General features: G+C 41.5%; 12 protein-coding genes. 1 reads left to right on the top strand and 11 read right to left on the bottom strand.

The window, feature by feature from the left end:
• Nucleotides 1–255: 255 nt before the first annotated feature.
• A complete protein-coding gene (locus tag J4856_RS06185; RefSeq protein ID WP_025836754.1) occupies nt 256–858 on the bottom strand; it encodes a ribonuclease HII in 603 nt (200 codons plus the stop codon).
• Nucleotides 859–1,025: 167 nt separating this feature from the next.
• On the opposite strand from J4856_RS06185, the gene J4856_RS06180 reads away from it, so the two are divergent.
• On the top strand, nt 1,026–1,307 hold the full coding sequence (locus J4856_RS06180) for a hypothetical protein (RefSeq protein WP_025836752.1): 282 nt from the start codon (nt 1,026–1,028) through the stop codon (nt 1,305–1,307).
• Between the two features lie 84 nt (nt 1,308–1,391).
• Here the strand turns inward: J4856_RS06180 and J4856_RS06175 are convergent, their stop codons facing one another.
• From J4856_RS06175 to J4856_RS06130, 10 genes are all read right to left on the bottom strand, one after another.
• A complete protein-coding gene (locus J4856_RS06175; RefSeq protein WP_025836750.1) occupies nt 1,392–2,609 on the bottom strand; it encodes an aminotransferase class V-fold PLP-dependent enzyme in 1,218 nt (405 codons plus the stop codon).
• A gap of 69 nt (nt 2,610–2,678) precedes the next feature.
• Entirely contained in the window at nt 2,679–4,022 is a 1,344-nt protein-coding gene (sufD, locus tag J4856_RS06170; protein ID WP_025836749.1) for a Fe-S cluster assembly protein SufD, read from the bottom strand.
• A 172-nt stretch (nt 4,023–4,194) separates the two neighbouring features.
• Nucleotides 4,195–4,953 carry a Fe-S cluster assembly ATPase SufC gene (gene sufC, locus J4856_RS06165; protein ID WP_025836747.1) on the bottom strand — a complete coding sequence of 253 codons (759 nt, stop codon included), beginning with the start codon at nt 4,951–4,953 and terminating at the stop codon, nt 4,195–4,197.
• Between the two features lie 8 nt (nt 4,954–4,961).
• Complete coding sequence (locus tag J4856_RS06160; protein WP_234967173.1) at nt 4,962–5,387, bottom strand: hypothetical protein; 426 nt, start codon at nt 5,385–5,387, stop codon at nt 4,962–4,964.
• A 12-nt stretch (nt 5,388–5,399) separates the two neighbouring features.
• Entirely contained in the window at nt 5,400–6,845 is a 1,446-nt protein-coding gene (gene sufB, locus J4856_RS06155; protein WP_025836743.1) for a Fe-S cluster assembly protein SufB, read from the bottom strand.
• A 341-nt stretch (nt 6,846–7,186) separates the two neighbouring features.
• Nucleotides 7,187–10,033 (bottom strand): translation initiation factor IF-2, encoded by a 2,847-nt coding sequence (infB, locus tag J4856_RS06150; protein WP_025836740.1) that lies wholly within the window; start codon nt 10,031–10,033, stop codon nt 7,187–7,189.
• Nucleotides 10,034–10,171: 138 nt separating this feature from the next.
• Nucleotides 10,172–11,437, bottom strand: a complete 1,266-nt coding sequence (gene nusA / locus J4856_RS06145) for a transcription termination factor NusA (RefSeq protein ID WP_025836738.1) — start codon at nt 11,435–11,437, stop codon at nt 10,172–10,174.
• A gap of 4 nt (nt 11,438–11,441) precedes the next feature.
• Entirely contained in the window at nt 11,442–11,909 is a 468-nt protein-coding gene (gene rimP / locus J4856_RS06140) for a ribosome assembly cofactor RimP (RefSeq protein ID WP_025836736.1), read from the bottom strand.
• Between the two features lie 385 nt (nt 11,910–12,294).
• Nucleotides 12,295–13,524, bottom strand: a complete 1,230-nt coding sequence (locus J4856_RS06135) for an alpha/beta hydrolase family protein (protein ID WP_025836734.1) — start codon at nt 13,522–13,524, stop codon at nt 12,295–12,297.
• Between the two features lie 333 nt (nt 13,525–13,857).
• Nucleotides 13,858–15,606: a S41 family peptidase gene (locus J4856_RS06130; RefSeq protein WP_025836732.1), complete on the bottom strand. Its 1,749-nt coding sequence runs from the start codon at nt 15,604–15,606 to the stop codon at nt 13,858–13,860.
• Nucleotides 15,607–15,801 lie beyond the last annotated feature (195 nt).

Here is a 15,801-nt window from a genome sequence, read left to right as displayed (position 1 = left end):
AAGTTTATAACAATTAGCCGATTTCGTTTTTTCAGACTATTCATAAATCTTAGTTCCTGTCATTCCTGTCATTTATAATAGGTGCTTTACTTGTTCTGTTTCAACAAGATACATAAAATGTTAAAAATGACAGCAATTTAAAATAAAACTAATCTCGTATTTTATGTGATAATTTCTTTAACTCCTCTCTGACAGGAGTTAAAGAAATTCGTCAGAGAGAATGGATTGAAAATATCACGCTAGAAATATTAATAATTAAAAGTCAAAAGAGAGTTGTCCATCACCCAGAAGGTTATAGCTTTTGCGATGGTAAGGTGTGATGCCATATTCACGAATTGCCTGACGATGCTTTTTTGTTGGGTAACCCATATTTGATTGCCAGTCATATTGCGGATATTCCTCTGCCAAGGAAAGCATATAATCATCGCGATAAGTCTTTGCAAGAATAGAGGCCGCAGCTATAGAAAGATACTTCCCATCACCTTTGATAATGGTTGTAAAAGGTAAATCTTCATAAGGATTGAAGCGATTGCCATCAACTATGATTGCTTGTGGACGAACCTTCAACTGCTCTAAAGCACGATGCATAGCAAGAAAAGAAGCATTGAGAATATTTATCTTGTCTATCTCTTTAGGCGTAACGATACCAACAGCCCACGCAATGGCATCTCTTTCAATCTCCTCACGAAGTGCATAACGCTTCTTAGCTGTAAGCTTCTTAGAATCGTTTAACAACTCATTTTGATAGTCGGGCGGCAAAATTACAGCTGCAGCATAAACACTTCCTGCAAGACATCCCCGTCCTGCCTCATCGCAACCTGCTTCAATAAGGTCTTCATAATAATGACTTTTCAGCATGAGTAATTGGATTTAAAAGTTAAAGAACCTTTCGTATTAAGTTTATATAACAAATATTTTTAAGCGAGTGAACATTAGTTGCACAACACACGGCTATTTTTGCAAACGTAAACCAATGACAGGTTTTACACCTTATTTATATAGCAAACAATTAAAAACAAAAGAATATGAAAAAGGAAATGATTCTCACAGAGCGTAACACATCGTATAACGAGCTTAGTCGTTTCTTCACAGATGTTGCAACATGGTTCCAAACTCCAAAGGAATGGCTACGTAAATATTACAGTGCTGTTCTTGAACGAGAAGTGAGTAGCAAGCAAGCTTCGTATATCACACAGGCTCAGTTGGCATTTATCCTAACAGTATTTCCTATAGTTTCCTCAATGCTTTTGCAAGGAATCTGTTTGGCTTGGTTTGTCTTCAGTCTTTATAAATGCAAGAAGGGATGAGCGACTCCATATACTTTCGTAATAACAGGTGTCCATAAACATTATAAAACATTTATGAACGCCTGTTTTCATTTACCTATTTCCCTAAAACATCATTGCAATACGCTTGATACCTGCAACTACGGCATCAACTTCCTCACGTGTATTGTAGAGTCCGAAGGAAGCTCGAACAGTACCTAAGATACCAAGACGATCCATTAAAGGTTGGGCACAATGGTGACCTGTACGGACAGCAATACCTAGCTGATCGAGCAACGTACCTAAATCCATGTGATGAATATCACCTACATTGAAGCTGATAACGGCATCTCCGCTGTCATGATAATGTCCATAGATATGCATCCCTTCAATCTCGCGTAACTGTTGGAGCGCATAATGCGTAAGATCTTGTTCGTGAGCGAGGATATTATCCATACCCAAGGAAGACACATAATCAAGGGCTGTAGCAAGTCCATGCGTAGCAACATAGTCAGGAGTTCCCGCCTCAAACTTCAAAGGAGGCCGTTCAAAGGTAGTCTTTTCAAAGCTGACACGTTCTATCATTTCGCCACCTCCTTGATATGGTGGTAGCCTGTCAAGCCACTCTTCTTTACCAAAAAGAACGCCAACTCCTGTAGGACCATACACCTTATGACCACTAAAAGCGAGGAAATCGCAATCGAGATCTTGTACATCAACGGCAAAGTGAGGAACGCTTTGCGCACCGTCCACTACTACAGGTACACCATGTTCGTGGGCAATACGAATCATCTTCTTCACCGGGTTGATTGTTCCAAGAACGTTACTTACCTGTGTTACGCTGACAAGTTTTGTGCGTTCTGTGAAAAGATTTTCGTAAGCATCAAGCTCGAGTTCGCCCTCATCGGTCATTGGAATAACTTTCAGAACAATCCCTTTGCGTTGTTCTTGCAACTGCCAAGGAACAATGTTTGAGTGATGCTCCATCGCTGAGATAATGACCTCATCACCTTCCTTCATACAGCCTTCAACAAAACTTGATGCAACGAGATTCAAACTTTCTGTTGTACCACGAGTGAAGACTATCTCACTTATTGAAGGTGCATTGATGAACTTACGTACAGTCTCACGAGCAGCCTCGTGCAGATCAGTAGCTTGCTGAGACATCCAGTGCACACCTCGATGTACATTGGCATTTACATTGAGGTATTCCTCCCGCATAGCATCCAGCACACAGAGTGGTTTCTGTGTGGTAGCACCATTGTCAAGGTAAACCAGCGGTTTGCCATAAATAGTGCGAGAGAGAATTGGGAAATCTTCCCTTACTTTGTTTATATCGTACATCTTTTTATTGGGCTAATAAGGCTAATTGAGCCAATAAGGCTAATTGGGCTAATAAAGCCCAATACCAAATTATTTACACAAATTGCATCCTTCGCACTTATCGAGCTCACCACGGAAACGCTTCTCTACCAAATGGTGGAGACGATCGCGCAATGGTTCAAGTTCCATCTTGTCGATTACCTCATTGATAAAAGCAAACTCAAGGAGGAGCTTTGCTTCTTTCTTATCAATACCACGCTGCTGCATATAGAAGAGTGCCGCATCATTTAACTGACCAACAGTTGACCCGTGATTACACTGAACATCATCCGCATAAATCTCAAGCATTGGCTGGGTAAACATACGAGCTGTCTTGCTGGCGCAAAGATTGCGGTTGTTCTCCTGTGAGAGCGTCTTCTGTGCACCCTTACGAACAAGTACACGACCAGCAAAAGCACCGACAGCATTTTCGTCAAGTACATACTTATAAAGTTCGTTACTCGTACAATGAGGTACTTGGTGGTCGATAAGCGTATTGTTATCAACATGCTGGTTCTTATCAGCTATCACACAACCATTACAGAAGCACTCGCTACCCTCTCCCTTAAACACAAGGTCGAGCATATTACGAGTTACACCATTATGCAATGTTATGACATTGTGGCTTGCACGTGAATTACGTTGCTGTTCTATATAGACATTTGATACACGTACATTCTTTGCATGCGTCTCTTCCATACAGTTCAACTCGAGACATGCATTTTCACCAACAAAGGCTTCTATCACCTGTGTAGCAAGGAAGTTCTTATTATCAGCAGCGTGATCACAGAAAAGAAACTGTGCCTTAGCACCTTCTTCCAACACTATTATCACTCTACGATTAACCATCAGATCGACATCAGAACGGAGAATGTTTATAATCTGAACTGTACGGTCAAGCTCCACATTCTTTGGAACATAAATAAAGAGACCATCCTGTGCTAGCATCGTATTAAGTGCCGTAACAGCATCTTTCTCCGTATTAGCCAGCTTACCATAGTACTTCTTTACCAATTCTGGCTGTTCCATAGCCACATGATTAAGGCTATCAACGACAACTCCATCATTGAGTTTTACGTTTGGAAGAGCCTTCGTATAGAACTGATCATTGACTATGAAATATAAAGAAGTACTCAGATTGGGCACATCACATCTGAATGTCTCATAAGGATTCACAGGAATCTCAAGGCGGTTGAGGTTCAAGCCATAATCTGGTTCAAAGAGCTTTTGCATATCCGTATATTTATAGCGTTCCACCTTCTTGGTTGGAAAGCCCTGACGACGGAAGTCTTCAAAAGCCTTATCACGCACCTCATTAAGCACAGGTGCAGCATGTTGCTTAATAAGTTGCTGCGCCTCTGTGTAGAGGTCTATATATTGTTTTTCGCTTTGCATTGTAATTTCTTTTTGGAGGTTTTATCTAAAGGGTTCAAGCAAGGGATACTAACATTTTTTTAGAACTAGGTGGCCTAGGGTTACTAGGGTCCCTAGGATTGCTAGGTTTCCTAGGACTCCTAGGATCATAATTGCTAACTTAGCTTAATAACAATTTCCCTCAAGCTGACCATTATCCCTCTGCCTCAACTTCTTCCTTAATCCAATCGTAACCGCGTTGCTCAATCTCCTTAGCAAGTTCAGGACCTGCAGTCTTCACAATGCGACCCTTATAAAGAACATGAATCACATCAGGCTTTATCATATCCAGTAGTCGTTCATAGTGCGTAATTACTATTGCTGATGTTGTTTCATTGTGCATCTTGTTTACACCCTCAGCTACAATACGCATAGCATCAACATCAAGACCAGAGTCTGTCTCATCAAGAATACTGAGCTTTGGCTCTAACATTGCCATTTGGAAAATCTCATTGCGTTTCTTCTCACCACCAGAAAAGCCCTCGTTTACACTACGACGAGAGAGTGTAGAGTCCATACCTACCAACTGACGCTTCTCACGCATAAGTGCCATAAACTCTGCAGCCTTCATTGGTTCTAATCCTTCATAGGCACGCTTTGCATTGATAGCGGCCTTCATGAAGTTAGTCATACTTACACCTGGTATCTCTACTGGATACTGGAAAGATAAGAAGAGTCCCTCATGTGAACGGTCCTCAGGCTTCATCTCCAAGAGATTCTTGCCATTAAACAATGCCATACCATCAGTTACCTCATAAAGAGGATTACCTGTGAGTACTGCACTCAGTGTTGACTTACCAGAGCCATTAGGACCCATAATAGCATGAATCTCACCATCTTTAATTGTGAGGTTGATGCCTCTTAATATTTCTTTACCTGCAATGGTTGCGTGCAGGTTTCTTACTTCTAACATACTATTTATTATTTATTCTTTACTTTAAGATTGTTACCTATTATATCAGCAACAGTTGCCAGAATGGCTGAGAAGATACCAAATCCAGAATCATAATCTCCCTCTACCATACGAGCACGCTCTGTAGCAGCATCTTGTTCAGCAAATACTGATTGAGATTGATCTGTATCGCCGAAGATTAGCTTAGCTTTCTTCTTATAAGGACGAATATCCTTTATGATATCAGACCCAATTACTGTGCGAAAGAGACGAGGGTCATAAGGCGTTGGTACAACAACGCTACCCATTACTGAATGACAACTGCTTAATGACTCCCTTTTTACTTGTTCACCAATAAGATACTTCTGCCATGACCTTGGCTGCCATGATTGGGCTTGAAGCATTGTTGTAAGCAGCAAGCCAAATGTTATCAGTATGCCCCTTCGCATATCCATAGTTTAATCATTCTATCCTACTGTTCCTTCCAATGTCACCGAGAGAAGCTTCTGTGCTTCTACAGCAAACTCCATCGGGAGCTTGTTGAGGACATCTTTAGCATAACCATTGACAATCAATCCAACAGCATCCTCTGTAGGAATACCACGTTGATTACAATAGAAGAGCTGATCTTCGCTAATCTTGGATGTCGTAGCCTCATGCTCAACAATGGCTGTATCATTATGAATATCCATATAAGGGAAAGTGTGAGCACCGCAGTCAGAACCCAAGAGAAGAGAGTCACAACTTGAATAGTTACGAGCATTTTCTGCATTCGCTGTAGCACGAACAAGACCACGATAAGAGTTCTGACTATGGCCAGCAGAGATACCCTTAGAGATGATCGTACTCTTAGTATTCTTACCCATGTGAATCATCTTCGTACCCGTATCCGCTTCCTGATAGTTATTTGTCACAGCAACAGAATAGAACTCTGCCTGTGAGTTATCACCCTTCAGCACGCAAGAAGGATACTTCCAAGTAATAGCAGAACCTGTCTCTACCTGTGTCCATGACAACTTTGAGTTTACCCCACGAAGTTCACCACGCTTTGTAACTAGGTTCAAGACACCACCCTTGCCGTTCTCGTCACCAGGATACCAGTTCTGAACAGTAGAGTATTTTACCTCTGCATTGTCCAATACAACAATTTCAACTACAGCTGCATGCAACTGATTCTCGTCACGCATAGGAGCGGTACAGCCCTCAAGATAACTAACGTATGAATCATCGTCAGCTACAATCAGCGTACGTTCAAACTGACCCGTGTTAATTGCATTGATACGGAAGTATGAACTAAGTTCCATTGGACAACGAACTCCCTTAGGGATATATACAAAGGAACCATCACTAAACACCGCAGAGTTGAGTGCTGCAGAATAGTTATCACGATAAGGGACCACACTTCCAAGATACTTACGTATCAAATCAGGGTGCTCCTGAACTGCCTCACCAATAGAGCAGAAGATGATACCCTTCTCAGCCAATTGCTTCTTAAAGGTAGTCTTCACTGACACTGAATCCATAATGGCATCAACTGCCGTACCACTCAAAGCCAGACGCTCTTCCAAAGGAATACCTAACTTATCAAAAGTTTTTGCTAACTCTGGATCAATCTCTTTGTTCTTAGGCTTCTTCGCTAACGGATCAGCATAATAAGAGATATCCTGCAGATGTAACTCAGGCAAACGCAAGTGTCCCCAAGTTGGTATGGGGAGTGTCTGCCAGTAACGGAAGGCCTTCAAACGAAAATCGAGGAGCCAATCTGGTTCCCCTTTTTTCTGCGAAATAAGTCGAACGACATCCTCGTTCAAACCTTTCGGAATGACCTCTGTATGTACATCAGTCGTAAAGCCGAACTCATACTTCTGCTCTGCGACTTTCTTTACAAATTCATTATTTTTGTTCTCAGACATTTGTTTTTTGGGATTAAAGAGAAGGAAGTCGCTTAATAATTAGAAGAGGTAGTAGATTAAGACATAATACTTTCATTACTATATATCTTTTATCTATAACCTTTAGCGCATTCTGATATGCTATCCACCTTTTCAATACCTATTGTTTGACTCACTTAAACCTATCGTTCTTATGGATCCAACAATAAGTTTTTCGTTCCCGCCATCTCTATTCTCAACACTTATATACAACATTGTAAGCATACAAGAAGTATGCCACATAGTTCAATGGAAACATTTGTTACCATGAAGAAAAAACCGTCTTTGCTCCTTTATTGGAGAAAAGACGGTTTTTTATATTATTACAATTTCTGTTCAACCTCAATCTCCGTGAAGGTTTCAATGATATCACCTACTTGCAAATCATTATAATTGACAAGTGAGATACCACACTCAAGTCCTGCCGCAACTTCCTTCACATCGTCCTTATAACGCTTCAGTGCATCAATAGGAGCAGTATGAACAACGATGCCATCACGGACTACGCGACCCTTATCCTTGCTGTGAACCTTACCTTCAGTGACGATACCACCGGCAACTGTTCCAACTTTAGAGATCTTAAATACCTGCTTAACCTCAAACTGACCAGTAATGATTTCTTTCTTCACCTTGTCAAGCATACCTACCATTGTAGATTTCACGTCATCAATAGCGTCATAAATGACAGAGTAAGTATTGATTTCAACACCTTCGCGATCGGCCAAGCGACGTGCATCAGCAGAAGGACGAACCTGGAAGCCAACGATGACAGCATCAGAAGCAGATGCCAACATAACATCATTCTCTGAAATCTGACCTACAGCCTTACTGATAACGTTTACGTTAACCTTTTCAGTTGACAGTTTGATGAATGAGTCAGACAATGCCTCGATAGAACCATCAGTATCACCCTTCACAATGATATTCATCTCATGGAACTCGCCACGTGCAATACGATGAGAGATATCAGACAATGTAAGACGAGTCTGTGTACGCAAGCCCTGCTCACGTTGCAATTGCTCACGCTTGTTAGCAATCTCACGTGCCTCCTGCTCTGTTTCCATAACGTGGAAGGTATCACCAGCTGTAGGTGCACCATTCAGACCGAGGATGATTGCAGGCTCTGCTGGTCCAGCACTCTCGATACGCTGGTTACGTTCGTTGAACATTGCCTTGATACGACCCCATGAAGTACCAGCAATAACGTTGTCACCAATCTTCAGCGTACCGTTAGATACGAGAACCGTACTAACATAACCACGACCTTTATCAAGAGATGACTCAATGATAGTACCTGTAGCCTTACGGTTAGGGTTAGCTTTAAGATCCATCATATCAGCCTCAAGAAGAACTTTATCAAGAAGTTCGTTCACTCCGATTCCCTTCTTAGCACTGATTTCCTGACACTGATACTTACCACCCCACTCTTCAACGAGCAGATTCATCTGTGACAAATCCTCACGAATCTTATCAGGATTAGCTCCTGGCTTATCTATCTTATTAATTGCAAATACCATTGGTACACCTGCAGCCTGTGCATGTGCAATAGCCTCCTTGGTAGTAGGCATCACAGAGTCGTCTGCAGCAATAATGATAATCACAATATCGGTTACCTGCGCACCACGAGCACGCATAGCAGTAAATGCTTCATGACCTGGAGTATCCAGTAAGGTTACCTTACGACCATTCTCCAATGTCACACCATAAGCACCAATGTGCTGGGTAATACCACCAGCCTCACCAGCAATCACATTCGTGTTACGGATGTGGTCAAGCAAAGAAGTCTTACCATGGTCAACGTGACCCATGACTGTAACGATTGGAGCGCGTGAGATGAGGTCATTCTCATCATCCTCCTCTTCACTAACAGCTTCCTGCACTTCAGCACTTACATACTCTGTCTTGAAGCCAAACTCATCAGCCACAAGATTAATGGTCTCAGCATCCAAGCGCTGGTTGATAGATACCATAATACCGACAGACATCAAAGTGGAGATGACATTTGTTACTGGTACATTCATCATTGTTGCCAATTCAGAAACAGTAACAAACTCTGTCAGCTTCAATATCTTACTTTCCTTGCGTTCTGCCTTAGCCTCTGCATTCAAACGCTCTTGAACGGCATCACGCTTTTCCTTACGATACTTAGCACCTTTCTTATTCTGACTCTTGCTTGTCAAACGAGCAAGTGTCTCCTTTACCTGGCGTGCTACAGCCTCATCATCAACCTCTAAAGGTTTTTGATTACGGTTACGGTTCTTCTTGCCCGCATTCTTGTTGCCACCGCCGTTATTGTTATTGCCTTTCTTACCGTTCTGATTCTGCTGCTGGTTAGCGGCAGCATTGATATCAACACGTTCCTTGTTTATACGAACGCGTTTTTTCTTGCCCTGACCATTACCCTGACCAGCCTTCTCTTCACGCTCTTTTCGGCGTTCCTCCTTACTCTTCTTTTTAGGACGAGTGCTCTGGTTCAAAGTACTGAGGTCAATCTTACCCAAGACATTCACCTTAGGTGTATTCAAGATTTTCTTTTCATTCTTGGTCATGAACAAACCATTATCTTTCTTTTCGTCTGCAGCCGTAGTTTCAGCTTGCTGTGTTTTAGAGGCAACAACTTCGACCTTAGCATCTTCCTTTGCCTCAGATTTCACTTCAGCCGTAGCAGGAGCTTCTTTCTTTACAGACTCAGCTTTTGGAGCAGCAGGCTTCTCGGCCTTTGGTGCTTCAATCTTTGCTTCTTCTTTATTAGCTACATGCTTCTTATGTGCATCATGCTTCTCTACCTTTTTCTTCTCCTCTGCAGGTTTAACGGCAGCTACAGCAGGAGCAACATCTTTTTTCTTCGCAGTAGATTTATTCAGCTGATCAAGATCAATCTTTCCAACTGGCTTAAACTGCTGACGCTCAGTCTTAACGACAGCCTCTCCCTTATGATCAGCCGAACTTTTCTTCTCTTTCGTCTTCTTCTGTAAAAGCTTAGCTGCGTCCTTCTTTACCTCCTTATCATTATTGAAGGCATCTACAAGAGCCTTATACTGACCCTCGCTTAGCTTGAAGTTAAGCTCATTTTTCACTTCGCCTAACTCTGGCTTCTTCTCTAAGAACTCCACTGCCGTTTGGAGTCCTATATTCAATTCTCGAATTGCTTTATTTAATCTAATGCTCATTAACTTTATTTTTCGGTGTTGGGTGTTGGTTGTTGATATTCCTTTTTTTGGTAGAGAGGGGTTCCGAACATGGAGTTGCTGAATAGTCACACCCGTTAGCTTTCAGTCAACAGCCATCACCCACCAACCAATCACCTTTTACTGTTCAAACTCTGATCTCAATACGTTCAACACGCTATCAACAGTCTCTTCCTCCAAGTCTGCCTTTTCAATCAACATCTCACGTGGAGCGTTCAGTACCTGACGTGCTGTGTCGAGTCCGATACCCTTAATGGCATCGATAACCCACTGATCAATTTCATCAGAGAACTCATCCAAGTAGATATCCTCCTCGGCATTCTGCTCATCAAGTTCACGGAACACGTCGATAGTATAACCTGTCAGCATACTTGCCAACTTGATATTCATACCGCCACGACCAATAGCAAGGCTAACCTCCTCTGGCTGCAAGTAAACTTCAGCCTTCTTATTCTCTTCATCAACAGTAAGGCTACTCACCTTTGCTGGAGCCAGTGCACGCTGAATAAAGAGTTTTGTGTTTGCTGTCCAGTTGACAACATCGAGATTCTCATTGCAAAGTTCACGTACGATACCATGTACACGACTACCACGTACACCAACGCAGGCGCCAACAGGGTCGATACGCTCATCAAAGCTCTCAACTGCAATCTTTGCACGCTCACCAGGCATACGAGCAATCTTACGAATAGCGATCAAACCATCGTTAATTTCAGGCACCTCAGCCTCAAGCAGACGCTCTAGGAACTCTGGAGCAGTACGTGAAAGAATAATCTTAGGATTGTTATTCTCGTTATCAACACGATGAATCACAGCACGAACAGTCTCGCCTTTACGATACTGATCACGTGGAATCTGCTCGCCCTTAGGAAGAATCAACTCGTTGTTCTCATCGTCAACAAGCAGCACCTCGCGCTTCCAAGTCTGATAAACCTCACCAGAGATAATCTGACCAACACGGTCCTTATACTTGTTATACAAAGAGTCATGCTCCAGCTCAAGAATCTTAGAAGCCAAAGTCTGACGAAGGTTTAAGATAGCGCGACGACCAAACTTATTGAAATCTACTTCCTCGCTCACATCCTCACCGACCTCATAGTCTGACTCAATCTTACGTGCATCTGTAAGGCTAATTTCTTTATTCTCATCCTCAACCTCGCCATCAGCCACAACCACACGGTTACGGTGAATCTCGAAGTCACCCTTATCAGGGTTTACAATCACGTCGAAGTTTTCGTCACTACCGAAAATCTTAGCGAGTACATTACGGAAGCTCTCCTCCAAAACGCTCACCAAAGTAGTACGATCGATGCTCTTGGTGTCTTTAAACTCCTTGAAGGTCTCGATCATATTCGGACGTTCTTCTTCTATTTTTCTTGCTGCCATAGCTTTACTTGAAACTTATTATGTATTTTGTATATTTTACTTCATCCATCTTGTACGCATGGTCCACATCCATCTTCACTGGACGTTTCTTACCTTCCACTTGTACCTTCTCATTGACTGCAACAACAAAGTCGTTACCATCAACACTCTTTAATACGCCTTTGACTTTCTTTCCGTCCTTACCGAGTACCTCAACTTCCTTACCAATGAAGTTCTGATACTGCTGAGGAACTTTGAAAGGCTGACCCAATCCTGCAGAACCTACCTCAAGTTCGTAATCCTCTTCATCACGTGAGAGACGATCTTCGATATACTTGCTCAACTCTACACAATCTTCAATCCACACGCCATCGGCATGATCAATCTCAACGACAATCTTATCGTCAGAACTGATTTGAATGTCAACCAGGAAGTACTCCTTACCTTCCAGCCACTCGTCAACGAGACTTTTTACAACGTTTTTATCTATCATAAGTGTTTTAATATGAAAAATGAGGGACTAGTGAAAGCCCCTCATTCCTCTGAACGTTTGCAAAGTTACGAATATTTTCGCACATACCAAATGTTTTAAGGCTTTTTTATCTGCTTATAAGCGATTTAGATGAAATATATCCAAGGTCTTTCTTCCCCTAAGAAACCTTCGAATTCTAAATTCTTTCATGAAAGAAAATATTTCTTTTCGTGAAGAAAAATATTTTTTCATGAAAATAAATTCTTCCTTTCATGAAAATAATTCTATGCGAACCTTTTTTTAGATAACTAAAAGATAGGAACTACCCATATAAAATCCACTAAACCAACTGTATATAAGCACATATCCCCACTTATCAATTCTAAATAAACTGCGAATTCTGTATTTATTGTTTGATAAAACGAGTGATATCTTCCAAGACTTCTGGCGAGATCGTTTCTTCGATCATCCTATACTCCAAAACATTTCCAGTCTTACAGTGTTGGAAAAGATGGTTAAGAGAAGGATATTCTTTGATAACGTTTTTGGGATTATTCTTTAGACGAGCCTTAATTCCTGTAAGATTCAGCGATGAGATTACTTGAATATCACGATTACCATTTATAGCCATAACAGGACAAAGCGTCTTTGAAATATCCGCAGATGGGTCATAATCAATAAAGAAGTTCAACCAAGGTGACCTCTTTATAATGGCATTCATACGATACTGATACGTAGAGAAACGCATTGATTGCCCTGTTAGTTCGAGTATCTTATTTGTTTGTGCTGTCAAAGCAGTGTCTCCTTTCACGCCAACCCCAGCCATGCTAATAACAAAATCGACTTTTCCTTTCGCTCCCAACATGAAAGCTATAGACCCTCCTTCACTATGTCCGAGTACGCCAACCTTACCAAAGAGCTTTGACCTACGCAGAAATTCAACACCACTCATTGCATCTCTCATAAAATCAAGCGTCGTTGCATGTTCCACATCTCCGCCTGTTGATTTACCAAAGCCACGGTCATCATAACGCAAAGTGGCTATACCATGTCGTGCCAGATAGTCTGCTATAACAAGGAAAGGCTTATGATCGAAGATTTCTTCATCTCTGTTCTCCTGCCCACTCCCAGTAACCATCAATACTACAGGGGTCTGTCCTTTCTTATAACCAATAGGGTATGAGAGTGTTCCGACAAGTGTTGCATTATCTGTCACATTATTAAACGTCACCTCTTCCGTCTTATATGGATAGGGAGCTACAGGGTTCTGCGGACGATTTAGTTTCTCCTCTCCACGTTTCAAGGTTAATGGAAAGGGTTGCCCTTGGGTAAAAGTACCGACTATCTCGTCTCCTTTCAATTTTCCTTGATAACTGAGAGCCAAACTTGCGAGACTTACACTGATAGAATCAGACGAGCAGTAGTCTGTCTCTACCGCTATCCCCTTCGCACCTTGATCAGGACTATCGAGCGTACACTCAACCTTTCCTTGTGCATCACTATTCACATGCAACACAATAGTCAACGATTGTGGACCAAGATTCAACTTACCCATCCACACTCCTTCCATAGGTTTCTGTGCAAAAACTCCAACCCACGAAAACAACAAACATAAGAATAGAATCTTCTTTTTCATATTCATCAAATTTATAGTACAAACCTGTTATAAGCGAAACAAGCACTTAAAAACAACTCTTTCAAGTCTCGTTCTCACACCCATCCTCCACTTGCCTTGGTACTGAATAACAAACAAGTAAAGTTCCCACAGGGCAAAGATAAAGAAAAAACATATAAGTCAACCCCTATAAAAAAAAACATTTCATATAAAAAGAGAATTGTCTATCAAAAAGCAGTTCACCAACATGACAAGTAACCCATAATCAAACACACATAATGACTATATAAGAATAAGGCTTATAAGTTCCACTTGAACTCATAAGCCTTATTCCTTATTATTAAAAAGTTCCCTTTATTTCGCCTTTGACTTCTGCTTTTTATCAACAGCTACATTGCTTGCTGGTTCGAGTTTAACCAAAGGCTGACCAACAACAGGCTGCAAGAGTTTCTTATACTCTGCAGGATTCTTCAAGATTTCCACTGCCTTTTTCCACTGCTTATCAAACTGCAGACTATTCTCTAAGGAGCCTTTCTGATAGTAATAAACTGAAACAAGATCACTCGTCAACAACTTTTTTAATGTCTGCTTATTATAATCAAGATCTTTAGCAATATTATGATTTAACTTCTTCTCTAAGGCATCGAACTCACCTTTCGCATCATCATAATAGCCTTCGAACTTAGCCAGTTTCACAAGGTTCTCCAAGTATTTCTTACTCTCACGGTCATACTTGAAACCACTCTTCAATACAGCTTGCTTGAAGTCTTCAAAATCAGCATCTGAAATAACAAATGTCTTTGCTGGTCCGATTGTTGGATGCTTCTTTAGATACTGTAGTTCCCAATTCCACATTACCTCTGTTGAATCACGACCAGAGGAAGCAAGATAGAAAGCTATGTTTGGTAGAGAGTCTGGACGCACCTCAACATCTGGCTTGATACCACCACCATCACGCACCTCACGTCCGTTTGCCGTGTGGAACACATGTGTTAGCGAGTCTGGCACATGCTCGGTATATCCGCCATTTGCATGCTTATAGTTGATTGCTTGTATACAGCGTCCGCTTGGGATATAATACTTACTCGATGTGAGTTTTAAGTTTCCATTATAAGGAAGATCCATTGACACCTGTACAAGACCCTTGCCATAGGTTCGTGTACCGAGGACTACCGCACGATCAAGGTCTTGCAGACTACCACTGGTAATCTCACTGGCACTCGCCGTCTCATCATTCACCAATACAACAATCGGCATAACGGTATCAATGGGTTCCACTGTCGTTTTATACTCTTTGTTTGCACGCTCCATCTTACCGACCGTCTTCACGAGAGTAATACCTTTCGGTACAAACATATTTACAATATCAATTGCTTCCTGCAAGCTACCACCACCATTGTTACGAAGGTCGAATACAAGCGAAGTCATCCCACGTTTCTTCATATCAAGGAAAGCACGGCGCACTTCCTTTGCACAGCCTGTAGTGAAAGAGTTGAGATTCAAATACCCTACTCCACCATCCTGCACACCATAATAAGGTACAGCAGGGAGCTGAATAGCTCGACGAGTAATCTTAAACTTCATCTTCTTATTCGTAGAAGGACGCTGAATGGTCAAGACAAAGGTTGTACCAGCATCACCACGAAGATGATTGCTGACATAGGAAACATCCTTCCCTACCATTGACGAGTCACCAATAGCAAGAATGACATCCCCCTTCTTCAATCCAACTTCTGCAGCAGGCATATTCTCGTAAGGTTCATCAATCACTGTATTGTTCAATAAGAAGTTATAGCGAATCAATGCTCCCACACCAGCATACTTACCTGAAATCATCATATCGAGATCTTTCACCTTCTCCTCTGGGTAATAAATTGTATAAGGGTCGAGCGAACGAAGCATGTAATTGATACCCGTCCCGATTACCTCGTCGGCGTTGAGGCTATCAACATACATCAAGTCAAGATACTTGTAAATAGCCGAAAAAGTCTCAAGATTCTTTGCTACCTTGAAGTTATGTTCTTTTTCTGCAGTGCTTTGTGCCATAACAGACCCACTGAAAGCAAGCAGCCAGAGTCCGAAAGCCAAAAACAATTTTCTCATTATATATTTTATCTGTTTATTATTTATTGCTGTTATAACAGGACAAAAGTACATTATTATAATGGAAAACATGCCTTTATGACAATGAAAATAAAGAAAATTACGATTTTATTAAAATTTTCTTCAAAAACATTTGGTAGTTTCAAAGAAACATACTACCTTTGCAACCGCTTACAAGAAATAAGTAATATAACT

Origin of the sequence: Prevotella scopos JCM 17725 (assembly GCF_018127785.1) — a bacterium.
Classification (GTDB): Bacteria; Bacteroidota; Bacteroidia; order Bacteroidales; family Bacteroidaceae; genus Prevotella; species Prevotella scopos.
Note: the sequence above shows the minus strand (reverse complement) of the source record. Positions and strands in the feature narration are given on the sequence as shown.